This is a genomic window from Pseudomonas sp. AGC41 (genome assembly GCF_057334555.1).
In genome coordinates, this window is record NZ_JBHFJB010000114.1 from 6,498 (window position 1) to 25,248 (window position 18,751).

14 protein-coding genes are annotated in these 18,751 nt (G+C 63.0%); 5 read left to right on the top strand and 9 right to left on the bottom strand.

Annotation, left to right across the window (positions count from 1 at the left end; translation table 11 throughout):
- The first annotated feature begins 222 nt into the window (after positions 1-222).
- The 5 genes from ACE04F_RS19020 to ACE04F_RS19040 all read left to right on the top strand — a co-directional run bounded on the left by ACE04F_RS19020 (position 223) and on the right by ACE04F_RS19040 (position 8,159).
- Positions 223-1,380, top strand: coding sequence for an efflux RND transporter periplasmic adaptor subunit (locus ACE04F_RS19020; RefSeq protein WP_486109090.1), 1,158 nt, complete (start codon positions 223-225; stop codon positions 1,378-1,380).
- Positions 1,377-4,490, top strand: a complete 3,114-nt coding sequence (locus ACE04F_RS19025) for a multidrug efflux RND transporter permease subunit (protein WP_486109092.1) — start codon at positions 1,377-1,379, stop codon at positions 4,488-4,490. The genes ACE04F_RS19020 and ACE04F_RS19025 overlap by 4 nt, the downstream gene beginning before the upstream one ends.
- Before the next feature lie 9 nt (positions 4,491-4,499).
- A complete protein-coding gene (locus ACE04F_RS19030; RefSeq protein ID WP_305496630.1) occupies positions 4,500-5,174 on the top strand; it encodes a heavy metal response regulator transcription factor in 675 nt (224 codons plus the stop codon).
- On the top strand, positions 5,149-6,528 hold the full coding sequence (locus ACE04F_RS19035; RefSeq protein ID WP_486109094.1) for a heavy metal sensor histidine kinase: 1,380 nt from the start codon (positions 5,149-5,151) through the stop codon (positions 6,526-6,528). The genes ACE04F_RS19030 and ACE04F_RS19035 overlap by 26 nt, the downstream gene beginning before the upstream one ends.
- 146 nt (positions 6,529-6,674) lie before the next feature.
- Positions 6,675-8,159 carry a diguanylate cyclase gene (locus ACE04F_RS19040; protein ID WP_486109123.1) on the top strand — a complete coding sequence of 495 codons (1,485 nt, stop codon included), beginning with the start codon at positions 6,675-6,677 and terminating at the stop codon, positions 8,157-8,159.
- Between the two features lie 89 nt (positions 8,160-8,248).
- Here the strand turns inward: ACE04F_RS19040 and lpxC are convergent, their stop codons facing one another.
- The 9 genes from lpxC to murD form a co-directional block, all read right to left on the bottom strand.
- Positions 8,249-9,160 carry a UDP-3-O-acyl-N-acetylglucosamine deacetylase gene (gene lpxC, locus ACE04F_RS19045; protein ID WP_030139673.1) on the bottom strand — a complete coding sequence of 304 codons (912 nt, stop codon included), beginning with the start codon at positions 9,158-9,160 and terminating at the stop codon, positions 8,249-8,251.
- 112 nt (positions 9,161-9,272) lie between these two features.
- Complete coding sequence (gene ftsZ / locus ACE04F_RS19050) at positions 9,273-10,466, bottom strand: cell division protein FtsZ (protein ID WP_305496634.1); 1,194 nt, start codon at positions 10,464-10,466, stop codon at positions 9,273-9,275.
- Between the two features lie 104 nt (positions 10,467-10,570).
- Complete coding sequence (gene ftsA, locus ACE04F_RS19055) at positions 10,571-11,830, bottom strand: cell division protein FtsA (RefSeq protein WP_486109097.1); 1,260 nt, start codon at positions 11,828-11,830, stop codon at positions 10,571-10,573.
- 15 nt (positions 11,831-11,845) lie between these two features.
- On the bottom strand, positions 11,846-12,712 hold the full coding sequence (locus tag ACE04F_RS19060; protein WP_305496636.1) for a cell division protein FtsQ/DivIB: 867 nt from the start codon (positions 12,710-12,712) through the stop codon (positions 11,846-11,848).
- Positions 12,713-12,715: 3 nt separating this feature from the next.
- A complete protein-coding gene (locus tag ACE04F_RS19065; protein WP_486109099.1) occupies positions 12,716-13,681 on the bottom strand; it encodes a D-alanine--D-alanine ligase in 966 nt (321 codons plus the stop codon).
- Positions 13,678-15,138: a UDP-N-acetylmuramate--L-alanine ligase gene (murC, locus tag ACE04F_RS19070; protein ID WP_305496639.1), complete on the bottom strand. Its 1,461-nt coding sequence runs from the start codon at positions 15,136-15,138 to the stop codon at positions 13,678-13,680. Before murC ends, ACE04F_RS19065 begins: the two co-directional genes overlap by 4 nt.
- Positions 15,131-16,201 (bottom strand): undecaprenyldiphospho-muramoylpentapeptide beta-N-acetylglucosaminyltransferase, encoded by a 1,071-nt coding sequence (murG, locus tag ACE04F_RS19075; RefSeq protein ID WP_486109101.1) that lies wholly within the window; start codon positions 16,199-16,201, stop codon positions 15,131-15,133. The genes murC and murG overlap by 8 nt, the downstream gene beginning before the upstream one ends.
- On the bottom strand, positions 16,191-17,408 hold the full coding sequence (gene ftsW, locus ACE04F_RS19080) for a putative lipid II flippase FtsW (RefSeq protein ID WP_486109103.1): 1,218 nt from the start codon (positions 17,406-17,408) through the stop codon (positions 16,191-16,193). Before ftsW ends, murG begins: the two co-directional genes overlap by 11 nt.
- Positions 17,405-18,751 (bottom strand): UDP-N-acetylmuramoyl-L-alanine--D-glutamate ligase, encoded by a 1,347-nt coding sequence (gene murD, locus ACE04F_RS19085; protein WP_486109105.1) that lies wholly within the window; start codon positions 18,749-18,751, stop codon positions 17,405-17,407. The genes ftsW and murD overlap by 4 nt, the downstream gene beginning before the upstream one ends.

The window sequence follows — 18,751 nt, forward strand, 5'->3', positions numbered from 1 at the left end:
CCCCCCCCCCCCCCCCCCCCCACAGTTCAGTATGCCGGGCTCGATAAGTGAGCCGCGAAACGCAGCAGTATACCTGCGCAAAATCGCGGTGCACGTTCCGTCTGACGGGAAACCAAGACAAAACTGACAGCCCCGACAGCTAGCCGTCACCTTCCTGACGGGCTCACAACGCTATATAAGAAAGCCAGGAATTCCTCCGTCCCGAACCGGCGTTTCACGTTCATGCCTATCCAGAAAAAAACCGTCCTGCTCGTCGCGTTACTGATCGCCCTGGCCGCCCTCGCCCTCTGGTTCATCATGAAGCCCGTCGCCAGCAAACCCGGTGCTTCCACCGCCGTGCCAGTGAAGGTGATAAGCGTTGTCGAGCAGGATGTGCCGCGCTTCGCCAGTGGCATCGGCACGGTATTGTCGCTGCACAGCGTGGTGATCCGTCCGCAGATCGACGGCATCCTCACCAGGCTGTTGGTCAAGGAAGGGCAACTGGTCAAGAAGGGAGACCTGCTGGCGACCATCGATGATCGCTCGATCCGCGCCAGCCTCGACCAGGCCCGCGCCCAGCTTGGCGAGAGCCAGGCACAACTGGCCGTGGCCCAGGTCAATCTCAAGCGCTATAAGCTGTTGAGCGTCGATGACGGCGTATCGAAACAGACCTACGACCAGCAACAGGCGCTGGTCAACCAGCTCAAGGCCACCGCCCAGGGCAACCAGGCGGCCATCGATTCGGCCCAGGTGCAGCTGTCCTACACGCAGATCCGCTCGCCGGTGAGCGGTCGCGTCGGCATTCGCAACGTGGATGAAGGCAACTTCTTGCGCACCAGCGACACCGAAGGCCTGTTCACGGTGACCCAGATCGACCCGATCGCCGTGGAGTTTTCCTTGCCGCAGCAAATGCTGCCCACGTTGCAGCGATTGATCGCTGCCCCTGACCAGGCCTTGGTCAAGGCCTACATCGGGGCTGACGGCGCCACCGGAGAATTGCTCGGCGAGGGGCGCCTCAGTCTCATCGACAACCAGATCAACACCAACACCGGAACCCTGCGGGCCAAGGCCGAATTCAACAATGCCGCGCAACGGTTGTGGCCGGGCCAACTGGTGACGCTGAAAATCCAGACCGCCATCGACAAGGGCGCACTGGTGGTGCCACCCACCGTGGTCCAACGCGGGCTGGAGCAACATTTCGTCTACCGGGTCAAGGGCGACAAGGTCGAAAGCGTGCCGGTGCAAATGGTTTACCAGGACAGCGACAGGCACATCATCAAAGGCGTGAACGCTGGTGACCAACTGGTGAGCGACGGCCAGTCACGGCTCAAGCCCGGCGCCAGTGTACAGGTGCTCAGCGATCCCCCCGCCGTCGCCAAGACCGGGCAGGCGCAGCCATGAAGGGCCGCGGCTCGATATCGGCGTGGTGCATCGATCACCCCATCGCCACGGTGCTGCTGACGTTCGCCCTGGTGTTGCTGGGGTTGATCGCTTTTCCCCGCTTGCCCGTCGCGCCTCTGCCCGAGGCGGAATTCCCGACCATCCAGGTCAACGCCCAGTTGCCCGGCGCCAGTCCCGAGACCATGGCTTCGTCCGTGGCGACGCCGCTGGAAGTGCAGTTCAGCGCCATCCCCGGCATTACCCAGATGACCTCAAGCAGCGCGTTGGGCTCGACCAACCTGACCCTGCAATTCAGTCTCGACAAGAGCATCGACACCGCCGCCCAGGAAGTGCAGGCGGCGATCAACACCGCCGCCGGCAAGCTGCCCAATGACATGCCGAACCTGCCGACCTGGCGCAAGGTCAACCCGGCCGACAGCCCGGTGCTGATTCTCAGCATCAGCTCCGACCTGATGCCTGGCACCGAACTGAGTGATTACGTCGAGACGCTGCTCGCCCGCCAGATCAGCCAGATCGACGGCGTCGGACAGATCTATATCACCGGCCAGCAGCGACCGGCGATCCGGGTCCAGGCCTCGGCCGACCGGCTTGCTGCCATCGGCCTGACCCTCGCCGATATTCGCCAGTCCCTGCAGCAGGCCAGCCTCAACCTGGCCAAGGGCGCGCTCTATGGCGAGTCGAGTATTTCCACCTTGTCCACCAACGACCAGCTGTTCAAGCCGGAGGAATACGGCGAGCTGATCGTTGCCTACCGGGACGGCGCACCGGTCCATCTCAAGGACATCGCCAAAGTCGTCAACGGTTCGGAAAACGCCTACGTGCAGGCCTGGTCCGATGATCAGCCCGGCGTCAACCTGGTGATCTTCCGCCAGCCGGGGGCGAACATCGTCGAGACGGTCGACCGCATCCAGGCGGCGCTGCCGACCCTGGAAGCCATGCTGCCCGCGGCGATCCAGGTCAAGGTGATGATCGATCGCACCCAGACCATTCGCGCTTCGCTGCATGAAGTGGAAATCACCCTGCTGATCGCGGTGCTGCTGGTGGTGGCGGTGATGGCGCTGTTCCTGCGCCAGCTCTCGGCGACGCTGATTGTCTCGGCCGTGCTCGGGGTGTCGCTGACCGCCAGTTTCGCCCTGATGTATGTGATGGGTTTCAGCCTCAACAACCTGACCCTGGTGGCGATCGTCATCTCGGTGGGGTTCGTGGTGGACGACGCCATCGTGGTGGTCGAGAACATCCATCGACACCTGGAAGCCGGCGACGGCATGCGCGAGGCGGCGATCAAGGGCGCCGGGGAAATCGGCTTCACGGTGGTGTCCATCAGCTTCTCGCTGGTGGCGGCGTTCATTCCGCTGCTGTTCATGGGCGGCGTGGTCGGGCGGCTGTTCAAGGAATTTGCCCTGACCGCCACCTCGACCATCCTGATTTCCGTCGTGGTGTCCCTGACCCTGGCGCCGACCCTGGCCGCCTTGTTCATGCGCGCCCCGAAGCATCACGCGCAGGGCAGGCCGGGTTTCGGCGAGCGCCTGCTCGGCTGGTACGAACGCGGCCTGCGCCGGGCCCTGGCCCACCAGAAACTGATGATCGGCGTGTTCGGCCTGACCCTGGCCCTCGCGGTGGTGGGCTACGTGTTCATCCCCAAGGGCTTCTTCCCGGTCCAGGACACCGGCCTGGTGCTGGGCACCAGCGAAGCGGCCGCCGACATCTCGTTCCCGGACATGGTGGCCAAGCACAAGGCCCTGGCCGAGATCGTCGCCGCCGACCCGGCGGTGCAGACCTTCTCGCATTCCGTCGGCGTCTCGGGCAACAACCAGACCATCGCCAACGGCCGCTTCTGGATCGCCCTCAAGCCTCGGGGCGAACGCGATGTATCGGCCAGCGGCTTCATCGACCGGATCCGTCCCAAGTTGCTGAAGATTCCCGGCGTCGTGCTGTACCTGCGGGCCGGGCAGGACATCAACCTCAGCTCCGGCCCGAGCCGCGCCCAGTATCAATACGTGCTCAAGAGCAACGACGGGCCGACCCTCAACGCCTGGACGCAGAAACTCACCGACAAGCTGCGCAGCATTCCGGCATTTCGCGACATTTCCAACGACTTGCAACTGGGCGGCAGCATTACCCACATCAACATCGACCGCAGCGCGGCGGCGCGTTTCGGCCTTACCGCCAGCGATGTCGACCAGGCGCTCTACGACGCTTTCGGCCAGCGGCAGATCAATGAATTCCAGACCGAGACCAACCAGTACAACGTCATCCTGGAGCTCGACACCCAGCAACGCGGCAAGGCCGAAAGCCTGGCGTATTTCTATCTGCGCTCGCCGCTGAGCGGAGAAATGGTCCCGCTCTCGGCCCTCGCCCGCTTCGACGCACCGACCAACGGCCCGCTGTCGATTGCCCACGACGGCATGTTCCCGGCCGCCAACCTGTCGTTCAACCTCGCGCCGGGCGTGGCGCTGGGGGATGCGGTGCGCCTGCTCGACCAGGCCAAGAACGAGATCGGCATGCCCGCCGCCATCACCGGCAGCTTCCAGGGCGCGGCCCAGGCGTTCCAGAGTTCGCTGAAAAGCCAGCCGTGGCTGATCCTCGCCGCGCTGGTGGCGGTGTACATCATCCTCGGCGTGCTCTACGAGAGTTTCGTCCATCCGTTGACGATCATTTCCACGTTGCCCTCGGCCGGCCTCGGCGCGTTGATCATGCTCTGGCTGTTGGGCCAGGATTTCTCGATCATGGCGCTGATCGGCCTGGTGCTGCTGATCGGCATCGTCAAGAAGAACGGCATCCTGATGATCGACTTCGCCCTCGATGCCCAGCGCAACGGCGGGATGGCGCCGCAGGAGGCGATCTTCCAGGCCTGCCTGACGAGGTTCCGTCCGATCATGATGACGACCCTGGCCGCCCTGCTCGGCGCCCTGCCGCTGATGCTCGGCTACGGCCCCGGCGCCGAGTTGCGCCAACCCTTGGGCATCGCGGTGGTCGGTGGCCTGCTGGTGAGCCAGGCACTGACGCTGTTCACCACGCCGGTCATATACTTGTGGCTGGAGCGATTGTTCCATCGGCCCGCGCCTCGACCCGGTTCTGCGCCGACGGCGACGCTGGCAAATGCAGACTGAGGCCGGGCCATGCGCGTTCTGATCATCGAAGACGAAGAAAAAACCGCCGACTACCTGCACCGCGGCCTGACCGAACAGGGTTACATCGTGGATGTGGCAGGGGATGGCGTCGAAGGGCTGCACCTGGCCCTGGAGAGCGATTACGCGGTGATCGTGCTCGACGTCATGCTGCCGGGCCTCGATGGCTTTGGCGTGCTGCGAGCCCTGCGCGCCCGCAAGCAGACGCCGGTCATCATGCTCACCGCCCGCGAACGGGTCGAAGATCGCATCAAGGGCCTTCGCGATGGTGCCGACGATTATCTCGGCAAACCGTTTTCCTTCCTTGAGCTGGTGGCCCGCCTGCAGGCGCTGACTCGCCGCAGCAGCGGCCATGAACCGGTGCAGGTGAGCATCGCCGACCTGTGGATCGACCTGATCAGCCGCAAGGCCAGTCGCGCCGGGCAACGCCTGGACCTGACCGCCAAGGAGTTTTCACTGCTCAGCGTGCTGGCTCGCCGCCAAGGCGAGATCCTTTCGAAAACCGCGATTGCCGAAATGGTCTGGGACATCAATTTCGACAGCGACGCCAACGTCGTCGAAGTGGCGATCAAACGGCTGCGGGCCAAGCTCGATGGTCCCTTTGAACACAAACTGCTGCACACCATCCGAGGGATGGGTTATGTGTTGGAGAATCGCGGTGAGTAACAGCATCGCCCTGCGCCTGAGCGGCATGTTCACGCTGGTGGCGGCGCTGGTGTTCCTGCTGATTGGCGGCGGCCTGTACCAGCAGGTCGAAAAAGGTCTCGGCCTGTTGCCAGAGGCGGAGCTTGATGCCCGCTACAGCGTGCTGGAGTCCACCGTCGGCCGCTATGGCACGCCGGAGCACTGGGTCAAGATCAACAACAAGCTGCGCTTGCTCGGCGAGGAGGATAAACGCATCCACTTCTGGATCGTCAGCGATGACCCGCGCTTTGAATACGGTAACCCTGATGCACAGATTCGGGCCTTCGCCGCAGGTCCATTGGGCAAGCGTGACCTGAAGCTGGCGACGCAGCATTACCCGATGAAAGTGCTGGTGAGCCAGTTCCCGGCCAAGGACCAGCGACCGCCGCTACGGTTCATGATCGGCATCGACACCGAGACCTTCTACCAGACTCAGCATCGCTTGCTGGTCGCGCTGGTGAGCCTGGCGATCGTCGGCGTGCTGCTGGCCTCGTTGCTGGGCTACTGGGTGGCGCGCATTGGTCTCAAGCCACTCATCAAGCTGTCGGACGAAGCCCGGCGCCTGGCCCCGCCCCGGCTTACCGGGCGCCTGCAACTGTCACCGCTGCCACCAGAACTCAACCAGTTCGTCAGTTCCTTCAACGCAACCCTGGACCGCGTCGAGCAGGCGTATTCAAGGCTGGAATCATTCAACGCCGACGTTGCCCATGAACTGCGCTCGCCGCTGACCAACCTGATCGGCCAGACCCAGGTGGCATTGACTCGCGGGCGCTCGGCAGAGCATTACTTCGAAGTACTGCAATCGAACCTCGAGGAGCTGGAGCGACTGCGCTCGATCATCAACGACATGCTGTTCCTGGCGAGCGCCGACCAGGGCAGCAAGGCCACCAGACTGACCACGACGTCCCTGGCCGATGAAGTGGCCACCACCCTTGATTACCTGGACTTCATTCTGGAAGACGCCCAGGTCCAGGTTCGTGTCAGCGGCGATGCCCAGGCCAGTATCGAGATCGCCCACCTGCGCCGGGCCTTGATCAATCTGCTGAGCAACGCCGTCCAGCACACCGCGCCCGGCCAGGTGATCGACGTGCACATCGAAGTCAGCGGCGACCAGGTCATCCTGGGCGTCACCAATCCCGGCGAGCCTATCGCCGGCGAACACCTGCCGCGCCTGTTCGAGCGCTTCTACCGCGTCGATGCCTCGCGCAGCAACAGCGGCGCCAATCATGGCTTGGGCCTGGCCATCGTCAAGGCGATTGCGCTTATGCACGGCGGCGATGTGTTCGTGCGCAGCGACCGGGGCGCAAACACCTTTGGAATCCGTTTGCCCGCCTGAAATAAGCCACGATGTGGATTGCTCAATTGCAGTGTCACAAGCACAATCTTGCAAAAGGCCAGCATTGTCTGATGCCAGTCATCCGCTGTTAAAGATGAGCAGCCTATGGGAAGGATCCCAGCCACATGACAATGCAGATCGGAATCATGAGTGCGAGCAGTGCAACACCCGGCAACATCCCGCTTTCGATACGTTCGGAACGGGTACTCGTTTTGGCCAGCTCGCTGGTTGTCATCGCCATCGTAGGTATCGTGACGTTCCTGCTGATCCGTGAACACGCCAGCGCCCAGCAGGAAGCGACACGCGCAGCGAGCAATATCGTGCAGTTGATCGATGCCGACGTACTGCGCAACGTCGAACTCTACGATCTTTCGCTGCAAGGCCTGATTGCCGCAGCAAAACGTCAGGATCTGCGGGACGTATCGCCGACGATCCGCCACCTTGCCCTGTTCGACCGCGCCACCGCCGCACCTTATAAAGGCGACATCTTGCTGCTCGACAAGCGCGGCGAAGTGCTTGCGGATTCCGCTTCGATCGAGCCACGCAAGGGCAATTACGCCGATCGGGAATATTTCCAGACCCATCTGCGGGATCCAGGCCCGGGCATGAAGATCAGCCGCCCGTTCCGGGCCAGGAGCATCCCACACGATTGGCGCATCAGTTTCAGTTATCGGTTGAATGACGACCGCGGCGAGTTCATCGGCGTGGCCGAGGCCGCAATGCGCCTGAGCTATTTCGGTCAGCTGTTCAAGAGCCTGAACATCGGCCATGGTGGGACGGTCAACCTGGTCAGTCGCGACGGCATTCTTCTGGCTCAGGAGCCGCCTTTGGCCGAGGACATGATAGGCAAGGATTTCAGCGGCAGGCCGAACTTCGTACGGATCCTGCGCGAAGGCGATGGTAGTTTTACCAGCGTGTCCAGCGTCGATCAGAAGCAGCGGCTTTATACCTTTTCTCAAGTCGGTAATCTGCCGCTGATCGTCGTGGTCGCGCTGTCTTCCGAAGAGGTTTTTGCTTCGTGGCAACGCACCGCGCTGCTGGTCAGTAGCGCCACAGGCGCGCTGTGCATCAGCCTACTCTGGCTCACTTGGCTGCTGCGCCGGGAATTGAGGCGCCGGCACAGCGCTGAACGGGAACTGGCCCTGCTGGCATCCGTCGATCCGCTGACAGGCCTGGCCAACCGTCGGACCCTGGACCAAACGCTGCAGGTGGAATGGCTGCGCGCCCAACGCTCAGGCCAACCGTTGTCGATCCTGATGATTGATGCCGACCACTTCAAGGCACTCAACGACCGCTTGGGCCACCAACGCGGTGACGAGGCGTTACGATCCCTGGCGCAACTGATCGGCGAGCATGTCCGCCGACCAGCCGACCTGGCGGCGCGCTACGGCGGAGAGGAGTTCTCGGTGGTGCTACCGGAGACGACGACTGCAGGAGCGTTCACCATGGCACAGAACATTCGCCAAGCCGTGGAACAGCTGCCCGGTGAATTGACCATGACCGTGAGCATCGGCATCGCCACCTGGGCTCAAGGGCCTTATGACGAACTCGATCAATTGTTGCTCGCCGCTGACAAGGCGCTTTATCAGGCCAAGGCCAGTGGGCGTAATCGGGTGGTTTGCGCGATGTAAGGCAGCCACAGAAGCTCTTGCCCCCAACAACCAGCCATAAAAAAAGGCCACCCGAAGGCAGCCCTTAAAAAACTAGAGAGGTTTTTTGCTTACACGGCCGCTACAGGGCGCATGTAAGAGATTGGTGCGGTGCTGGCGTCTTCGAACGTCACGACTTCCCAAGCGTCTTTCTGCTCAATCAACTTGCGCAGCAGCTGGTTGTTCAGCGCGTGGCCGGACTTGAAGCCCTTGAACTCACCGATCAGGCTGTTGCCCAGCAGGTAGAGGTCGCCAATTGCGTCGAGGATCTTGTGCTTGACGAATTCGTCTTCGTAGCGAAGACCGTCTTCGTTCAACACGCCATCGGAATCGACCACGATCGCGTTTTCAACACTGCCGCCGAGTGCGAGGTTGTGCTTGCGCAGGTACTCGATGTCACTCATGAAACCAAAGGTACGGGCGCGGCTGACTTCTTTTACGAACGAAGTGCTGGAAAAATCCACGCTTGCACTCTGGGTGCGGTCACGGAAAACCGGGTGATCGAAGTCGATCTCGAAGCTCACCTTGAAACCTTCGAAAGGGACGAAAGTGGCGCGCTTGTCGCCGTCTTCCACTGTCACTTCCCGCAGGATGCGGATGAACTTCTTGGCCGCGTCCTGCTCTTCCAGGCCAGCCGATTGAATCAGGAATACGAAAGGTCCGGCGCTGCCATCCATGATCGGGACTTCGGACGCGGAGAGCTCGACGTAGGCGTTATCGATGCCCAGGCCAGCCATGGCCGAGAGCAAATGCTCCACCGTGTCCACTTTGGTGTCACCGTTGACCAGCGTGGTCGACATAGTGGTTTCACCAACGTTTTCCGCGCGAGCAGGAATCTGCACCACAGGGTCGAGGTCGGCACGACAAAACACAATGCCGGTGTCGACAGGCGCGGGCTTGAGGGTCAGATAGACCTTCTCGCCGGAGTGCAGGCCGACACCTGTGGCACGGATAATATTCTTCAGGGTGCGTTGTTTAATCATGGCATGGGCCGCTTCAGCGCAAATTGCGAACTGGTATCAACAAAGGCTGGCGATGATAGCAGACCAGACCTTTGCTGAACACCAATCACCCGTATACCCCTGATACATTCCATCAATCGGCCTGACGACGCAGGAATGCCGGAATGTCCAGGTAATCCAGATCGTCTTGCGGATTCATCTTCGCGGCAGTCGCAGCACCGGCCTGGGCCTGGTTGCGCATGACGGTCGGACGGTCCAGGTCACGGTAGTTCACCGCAGGAGCTTCCTGACGAGCGGCAGCTTGCTGCTGTGGCTGCGAAGCCATGGCGGTCTGCACGGTGTTGTCGATCACCTTCATCGGTTTCTCGATTTTCGCGCCCAGGCCAGTGGCAACCACAGTCACGTGCAGTTCGTCACGCATGTCCGGATCGATCACGGTGCCGACCTTGACCATCGCGTGGTCGGAAGCGAACGCCTCGATGATGCTACCCACGTCGGAGTACTCGCCCAGGGACAAGTCCGGACCGGCGGTGATGTTCACCAGGATGCCGCGGGCGCCCTGCAGGTTCACATCTTCGAGCAGCGGGTTGCGGATGGCCGCTTCGGTCGCTTCGCGTGCACGGTTCGGACCGCTGGCGCAGCCGGTGCCCATCATCGCCATGCCCATTTCGGACATCACGGTGCGTACGTCGGCAAAGTCGACGTTGATCATGCCAGGACGCTTGATGATGTCGGAGATACCGCGAACGGCACCGGCCAGTACGTCATCGGCCTTGGCAAAAGCCGACAGCAGGCTGGCGTCCTTACCGAGGATGGTCAGCAGCTTCTCGTTGGGGATGGTGATCAACGAGTCGACGCTTTCGCTCAGCGCGCGGATGCCTTCATCGGCGATCTGCATGCGCTTGCGGCCTTCGAACGGGAACGGACGGGTCACCACCGCAACGGTGAGGATGCCCATTTCCTTGGCCACTTCGGCAATGATCGGCGCTGCACCAGTACCGGTACCGCCGCCCATGCCAGTGGTGATGAACACCATGTTGGTGCCAGCCAGGACTTCAGCGATGCGCTCGCGATCTTCCAGGGCAGCCTGACGGCCAACCTCGGGATTCGCGCCGGCACCCAGGCCCTTGGTCACGCCGGTGCCGAGTTGGAGGATGGTCCGCGCGCCGATGTTTTTCAGCGCCTGAGCATCGGTGTTGGCGCAGATGAACTCAACGCCTTCGATGTTGCTCTTGACCATGTGGTTGACAGCGTTGCCGCCGCCACCGCCGACACCGATTACCTTGATAACCGGGCTGGCGGGGATGTTGTCTACGAGTTCGAACATTTTCCCTCTCCTTTCATTCTCTAGTTTTTTCGCCTACTGCATCTTCAGCTACAAGCTGCAAGCCTCAGGCTGCAAGCTTGCCGCTCGAAGCTTGAAACTTGTCGCTAAAAATTACCCTTCACCCAAGCCTGGAGCCGCTCGAACAGCGGTGCCTTGGGCTCTTCGCTGCTGTAGCTGTCACGGCTGCCGATGCCCGAGAACGAGATCCCGTCGGACTGCTTTTGCAGGCCGTACATCAACAGGCCCACGCCGGTGGAATAGATCGGGTTGCGCACCACGTCATCCAGGCCCTTGACGCCATGGGGCACGCCCAGGCGAACCGGCATGTGGAAAATCTCTTCGGCCAGCTCGACCGCGCCTTCCATCTTCGACGTACCGCCGGTCAGCACGATGCCGGCCGGGATCAGGTCTTCGTGGCCGCTGCGGCGCAGTTCGGCCTGGATCAGCGTGAACAGTTCGTCGTAGCGCGGCTCGACCACTTCGGCCAGGGCCTGGCGCGACAATTCGCGCGGCGGCCGGTCGCCGACACTTGGCACCTTGATGGTTTCACCGGCACCGGCCAGCTTGGCCAGGGCGCAGGCGTAACGGATCTTGATTTCCTCGGCGTACTGGGTCGGGGTGCGCAGCGCCATGGCGATGTCGTTGGTCACCTGGTCGCCGGCAATCGGGATCACCGCCGTATGGCGGATGGCGCCTTCGGTGAAGATCGCGATGTCAGTGGTGCCGCCGCCGATGTCGACCAGGCACACACCGAGCTCTTTCTCGTCGTCGGTCAGCACCGAGTAGGCCGACGCCAGTTGCTCGAGGATGATGTCGTCGATTTCCAGGCCGCAGCGACGCACGCACTTCTCGATGTTCTGCGCGGCGTTCACGGCGCAGGTGACCACGTGGACCTTGGCTTCCAGGCGTACGCCGGACATACCCAGGGGCTCGCGTACGCCTTCCTGGTTATCGATCACGTAATCCTGCGGCAGGGTGTGCAGCACACGCTGGTCGGCCGGAATCGCCACGGCCTGGGCCGCATCAAGTACGCGCTCAAGGTCGGCGGAGCTGACTTCGCGGTCCCGAATCGCCACGATGCCGTGGGAGTTCAGGCTGCGGATGTGATTGCCCGCGACGCCGACGAACGCCGAGTGGATCCGGCAACCGGCCATCAGCTGCGCTTCTTCGATGGCGCGCTGGATCGATTGCACGGTGGACTCGATGTTCACCACCACGCCTTTCTTCAAGCCACGGGACGGGTGTGTACCGATCCCGACGATGACCAGCGTGCCGTCGTCCGCGACCTCGCCTACCAGCGCTACCACCTTGGAAGTGCCGATATCCAGACCGACGATCATTTTTCCGCTTTGCACGTTTGCCATGGGTCCTGCCTCTTCTTAATTCTTCGCGACGGCGGGTTCGGCCGTCGTCGGCGCTACAGGTTCCCGCCAGCCAACAGCAAGGCCGTTGGCGTAGCGCAGATCGATGCGCGCAATGTTCGTAATCTGTTCTTTGAGCGTCTTGTCATAGATGGCAATGAAGCGGCGCATCTTTTCCACCAGGTTGCCGCGCCCAAGCAACAGCTCGATGCCCGGCCCCGAGCTGCCCGCGCCAGTGGTCAGGAACCAGCTGCCGCGCTCACGCAATTCCAGGCGCGCGATAGAGAAGCCCATTGGCCGCAACATCTGACTCAACACCTGGTATTGCTGCATCACTTGCTGCTGAGCCCGCTGTGGACCGAACAGTTGTGGCAAATGTTCATAATTGGCCAGCTCCCGTGGCGTAAACGCCTGGCCCTGGTTGTTCAACAGCGACTCGTCGCCCCAACGGGCCACCGGCAGCTGCTCTTCCAGACGAATCGACACCTGATCCGGCCATACCCGCCGCACTTCGGCGTGGGCGATCCAGGGCATCTGCTCCAGCTCGGTGCGCATGCCCGCCAGGTCGATGGTGAAGAAGCTCGACGCGACGAACGGAGCGATCCGCTGCTGCACCGCCTGCTGGCTGATGTAGCTCAGGTCACCCTGGACGTTGATCCGGGCGATCGGCCGATCGGCATAAGGCAGCAGCCGCTGCGCGCCTTCATACGTGCCGAACCCCAATACCACCAGCATCACCGGCCAGAACAGGCTCTTGAGAAAGCCGAAATTGGCTTTCGGCAAGCGCGCCGACATCGGCTCTTTGGCCACCATTCGGCTGGCACCCCGCGGCACCGGCTTGCGACCGGGTGCGGATGGCTGATGACGAAGCGATGCGCCTTGCATGGCTTAACCTCTGGACTCTTGATTGCCGACACTGGCGGCCAGGATCGACAGCACCAGTTGCTGGAAATCCAGGCCGGCAGCACGAGCCGCCATCGGGACCAGGCTGTGATCGGTCATGCCGGGCGCGGTGTTGACTTCCAGGAACCAGAACTGCCCCTCGGCGTCCTGCATCACGTCCGCCCGCGCCCAACCGGCGATACCCAGCGCCTCACAGGCCTTGGCCGTGAGGTCCATCAATTGTTTTTCCTTGGCAGCGTCCAGCCCGCAGGGAATGCGGTACTGGGTGTCATTGGCGATGTACTTGGCGTCGTAGTCGTAGAACGTGTGGGGCGTGCCCAGCGCAATCGGGGGCAACACCTGGTCACGCAGGGTGGCGATGGTGAACTCGGGACCGGTGATCCATTGCTCGACCAACACTTGCGAATCGTAGGAACTGGCGTCCTTCCAGGCTGCGGTCAACTCAGGCAGCGAATTCACTTTCGCCATGCCGATACTTGAACCTTCATGGGCCGGTTTGACGATCAAAGGGAAGCCCAGTTCCGTCGCTGCCGAAATACAATCGGCCTCGGACGCCAGCACGGCGTGACGCGGCGTCGGGATGCCGAGGCTGTGCCAGACCTGCTTGGTACGCAACTTGTCCATCGCCAGGGCGGACGCGAGGATGCCGCTGCCGGTGTAAGGAATGCCCAGGCATTCGAGCAGGCCCTGCATGCTGCCGTCTTCGCCGCCGCGGCCATGAAGGATAATAAAGGCGCGGTCGATCTTTTCGCTCAGCAGGCGCTGCAGGAAGTTGTCGCCCACGTCGATGCCGAATGCGTCGACGCCGGCGCTTTGCAGGGCTTGCAGCACGGCATTGCCGGACTTGAGAGAGACCTCGCGCTCGGCGCTCTTGCCACCGAACAGCACGGCCACGCGGCCGAAGGCTTTCGGATCAAGGGTCGAGACCAGGTTGGCGTAGGCAGCAGTCATTTCAGTTTCCCCTCGCTGGAGGCCACGGTGGCTCCGGCGAATAACGGACTTTTCAACAGTTTCGGGGCCAGGCCACCAATGTCACCGGCACCCTGGCAGAGCAGGATGTCGCCGGCGCGCAGCAACGGCTTGACCAGCGGCGCGAGGTCCACGCCGCGGTCGATGTAGATCGGGTCCAACTGGCCGCGCTGGCGGATGCTGTGGCACAGCTGACGGCTGTCGGCGCCCGGGATCGGCTCTTCGCCGGCCGGGTAGACTTCCATCAACAGCAGCACGTTGGCGTCGGCCAGCACCTGGACAAAATCGTCGTACAGGTCGCGAGTGCGGCTGTAGCGGTGCGGCTGGTAGACCATCACCAGCCGGCGCTCCGGCCAGCCACCGCGCACGGCCTTGATCACCGCCGCGACTTCGGTCGGGTGGTGGCCGTAGTCGTCCACCAGCATCACGTTGCCGCCGTCCACCGGCAGCTCGCCATAGACCTGGAAGCGTCGACCCACGCCCTGGAATCCGGACAGGCCCTGGACGATGGCTTCATCGCTGACGCCTTCGTCGGTGGCGATGCAGATGGTCGCCAGCGAGTTGAGCACGTTGTGGTTGCCCGGCATGTTCACCGACACGTCCAACGGCTCGCGATCAGGACGCAGCACGGTGAAGAACGTCTGCATGCCCTGCTGGCGCACGTTGATCGCGCGCACGTCGGCGTCTTCGCCAAAGCCGTAGGTCACGGTCGGACGCTTGATCAGCGGCAGGATTTCGCGCACCACCGGATCGTCCAGGCACACCACCGCCAGACCGTAGAACGGCAGGTTGTGGAGGAACTCGACGAAGGTTTTCTTCAGTTTGTTGAAGTCACCGTCGTAGGTCGCCATGTGGTCGGCGTCGATGTTGGTTACCACGGCCACCAGCGGTTGCAGGTGCAGGAAACTTGCATCGCTCTCGTCGGCTTCGGCGATCAGGTAGCGGCTGGTGCCCAGTTGGGCGTTGGTGCCCGCGGCATTCAGGCGCCCTCCGATCACGAACGTCGGGTCCAGGCCACCGGCAGCGAACACCGAGGCGATCAGGCTGGTGGTGGTGGTCTTGCCGTGAGTACCGGCGACGGCGATGCCGTGGCGATAGCGCATCAGCTCGGCGAGCATCTCTGCGCGGGGCACCACGGGAATGCGACGTTCCAGGGCGGTGGCGACTTCCGGGTTGGAAGTGTTCACGGCGCTGGAAACCACCAGCACATCGGCGTTGGCGGCGTTCTCGGCACGGTGGCCGATGAAAATCTGTGCACCGAAGGATTCCAGGCGTTCGGTGACCGGCGAAGCCTTCAGGTCGGAACCCGAGACCTGGTAACCCAGGTTCAGCAACACCTCGGCGATCCCGCACATGCCCACGCCGCCGATCCCGACGAAGTGGATGCGGCGGATGCGGCGCATTTCCGGCTGCGGCATGGCTTTGCGATTCTCAACCATGGGCCACCTCCAGGCAGGTATCGACCACTTGGGCGGTGGCATCGGGTTTGGCCAGGCGGCGCGCGGCGCGGGCCATGTCTTCGAGTGTTTGCGGCTGCATCAAGACCTCTGTCAGGCGCGCGGCTAGATCCGCGGCGCCAGTCGTTCTTTGTGGCATCAGGAAGGCAGCGCCTTCGCGGGCCAAATAATCGGCGTTGCGGGTCTGGTGATCGTCGATGGCGTGGGGCAAAGGCACCAGCATCGAGGGCAGACCGGCGGCAGCCAGTTCACTGACGGTCAGCGCGCCTGCGCGGCAGACCACCAGGTCGGCCCAGCCATAGGCTTGGGCCATGTCTTTGATGAAAGGCTGCACTTGCGCCTCGACGCCAACGGCGCGATAGCGCTCGGCGGTCACTTCATCGTGGTTTTTGCCAGCCTGGTGAAACACTTCAGGGCGCAGTTCGGGGGCGACCTGGGATAAGGCTTCGGGCAGCAGTTTGTTCAACGGTTCCGCGCCCAGGCTTCCACCCAGGATCAGCAAACGCGCCTTGCGTCCGGCCAGGGCCGGGCGCGGTGTATCGAGGAACAGCTCGGTGCGCACCGGGTTACCAGTGGTGCGACGGCTGCCCGACAGGGTAAAGGTGTCGGGGAAGGCTTCACACACTCGGGCGGCCAACGGCACCAGTAACCGATTGGCGGTACCGGCGACCGCGTTCTGCTCGTGAACGATCACCGGCACACCGGCCAGTTTTGCCGCGACGCCGCCAGGACCGGTCACATAACCGCCGAAGCCGACGACACACACCGGCCGCAGCCGACGGATGATCGCCCGCGCCTGCCAGATCGACTTGAGCAGCATCAGCGGTGCCTTGAGCAGCGACAGCTTGCCTTTGCCCCGCAGACCACTGGCGTTGATCCGATGCAGCTCGAGGCCGGCGGCGGGTACCAGCTCATTCTCGATGCCACGCGGCGTGCCGAGCCAGTGCACGATGTAGCCGCGCGCCTGGAACTCCCGGGCACAGGCCAGCGCCGGGAATACATGCCCGCCGGTTCCGCCCGCCATGATCAGCACGTTAGCGCCCATGAGTCGGCTCCTCGGCGAAGTCGCTTTCCTGGAACTCCATTTCTTCGCTGCCCAGGTGGGTTCGACTTTCCCACTCGATGCGCAGCAACAAGCCGAGGCAGGCACAGCAGATCACCAGGGAGCTGCCGCCATAACTGAGGAACGGCAATGTCAGGCCCTTGGTCGGCAGCAGACCGACGTTCACCCCGATGTTGATCAGGAACTGGCCGATCCACAGGAACGACAGGCCGTACGCCACGTAGGCGGCGAAGAACTGCTTGGCCTTCTCGGCCCACAAGCCGATGTACATGCCGCGCACACAAACGAAGACGAACAGCGCGACGGTGCACAGGGAACCCACTACCCCCAGCTCCTCGGCGAGAACCGAGAACACGAAGTCGGTGTGGGCTTCCGGCAGGTAGAACTGCTTTTGCACACTGTTGCCCAAGCCCACGCCCAGCCACTCGCCGCGACCGAAGGCAATCAGCGCCTGCGTCAGCTGGTAGCCGGAACCGAACTGGTCGGCCCACGGGTCGGTAAAGGTGATCAGGCGCGCCATCCGGTACGGCTGGGCCTGCACCAGGACGGTCACTGCCGCGAACGCCAGCGCTACCATGAGGGTGAAGCGGAACAGCCCGACACCGCCGAGGAACAGCATTGCCGCCGCCGCGCCCATCATCACCACCGTCGCGCCGAAGTCCGGCTCCATCAGCAGCAGGCCGGCCATCGGCAGCAGCACGATGAACGGCTTGAAGAAGCCCATCCAGCTCTCGCGCACTTCTTTCTGGCGACGCACCAGATACCCGGCAAGGTAGATCACCACAAAGACCTTGGCGATTTCCGAGGGCTGGACGTTGAAGAAACTGAAGCCGATCCAACGCATGGAGCCATTGACCTCGCGGCCGATACCCGGCACCAGCACCATCACCAACAGGCCGAAGGCACCGAGCAGCATCAGCCAGCCCAGGCGTTGCCAGGTGGCGATCGGCACCATCATGGTGACAATGCACGCGCCCAGGCCGATCACCAGGTAAATCAGGTGGCGGATCATGTGGTAGAGGGTGTTGCCCGATTGCACCGCGGCCACTTCCGACGAGGCGGAGGTGATCATCACCAGGCCCAGGCCGAGCAGCGTCAGGCAGCCGGCGAGCATCGGGAAGTCCAGGTCGATACCGCGACCGGTAATCAGCGGCGACGGGTACGGCTTGATGATGTTCATCAGGCTCATGCCAAGTCCTCCGCAGCCCGGGCGAACAGTTGCCCGCGCTCTTCGTAGTTCTTGAACATGTCGAAACTGGCGCAGGCCGGCGACAACAGCACGGCATCGCCCGGTTGCGCGAGGGCACGGCATTGCTGCACCGCCTCGTCCAGCGAGGCGACGCGAACCTGTGGCACGGCATCGCCGAGGGCCTGGGCGATCAGTTCGCGATCGCGGCCCATCAGCACCACGGCACGACAGTTGGCCGCCACCGGATCGCGCAGGTCTTTAAAATCGGCACCCTTGCCGTCGCCACCGGCGATCAGCACGAGCTTGCCCTGGATGTCCGCGCCGAGGCCTTCGATGGCAGCCAGGGCGGCGCCAACGTTGGTGGCCTTGGAATCGTTGTACCAGGCCACGCCATCGAGGTCGCGCACCCACTGGCAGCGGTGTTCGAGCCCGGCAAAGCTACGCAGGGCCGAGAGCATGGCGTCGAACGGCAGCCCGACGGCATGCCCGAGGGCCAGCGCGGCCAAGGCATTGGCCTGGTTATGGGCGCCGCGAACCTTCAGTTCGCGCACCGGCATCAGGTTCTGGAATTCGAAGGCCAGGTACTTCTCGCCATTCTCTTCGCGCAAACCGAAGCCTTTGAAATCCGGAGCGCCGAGGCCGAAAGTCCAGCACGGCAGCCCTTCGCTCATCAGTGGACGGGTCAAGGCGTCCTGGCGGTTGAACACCACTTGCCGGGCGCCACGGAAAATCCGGTGCTTGGCCAGGTGATAGGCCGGCAGGCCGCTGTAGCGGTCCATATGGTCTTCGCTGATGTTCAGCACGGTGGCCACTTCAGCGCCAAGGTGATCGGTGGTCTCGAGCTGGAAGCTCGACAGTTCCATGACGTACAGCTCGACCTCGTCGCTGAGCAGATCCAGCGCCGGGGTGCCGAGGTTGCCGCCCACGGCGACGCGCTTGCCGGCCGCCGCAGCCATTTCACCGACCAGCGTGGTGACGGTGCTTTTCGCATTGGAACCGCTGATGGCAATAATCGGCGCCTTGGCGTTGCGCGCGAACAGCTCGATATCGCCGGACAATTTCACGCCACGGGCGGCGGCAGCCTGCAAGGCCGGGGTCGCCAGGGCCAGGCCGGGGCTCACGTAGAGCTCGTCGGCGCGGCACAGGAATTCAACGTCCAGCTCGCCACAACGCACATCCACCTGCGGATAGTCACGACGCAGCGTGGCCAGCTCAGGGGGATTTTCCCGCGTATCGGCGACGGCAAACGACACGCCCCGGTTCGCCAGGAAGCGAACCAGGGACATGCCGCTCTTGCCGAGGCCGACAACGATGCGGAAGTGGTCAGAAGCGATCAGGGACAC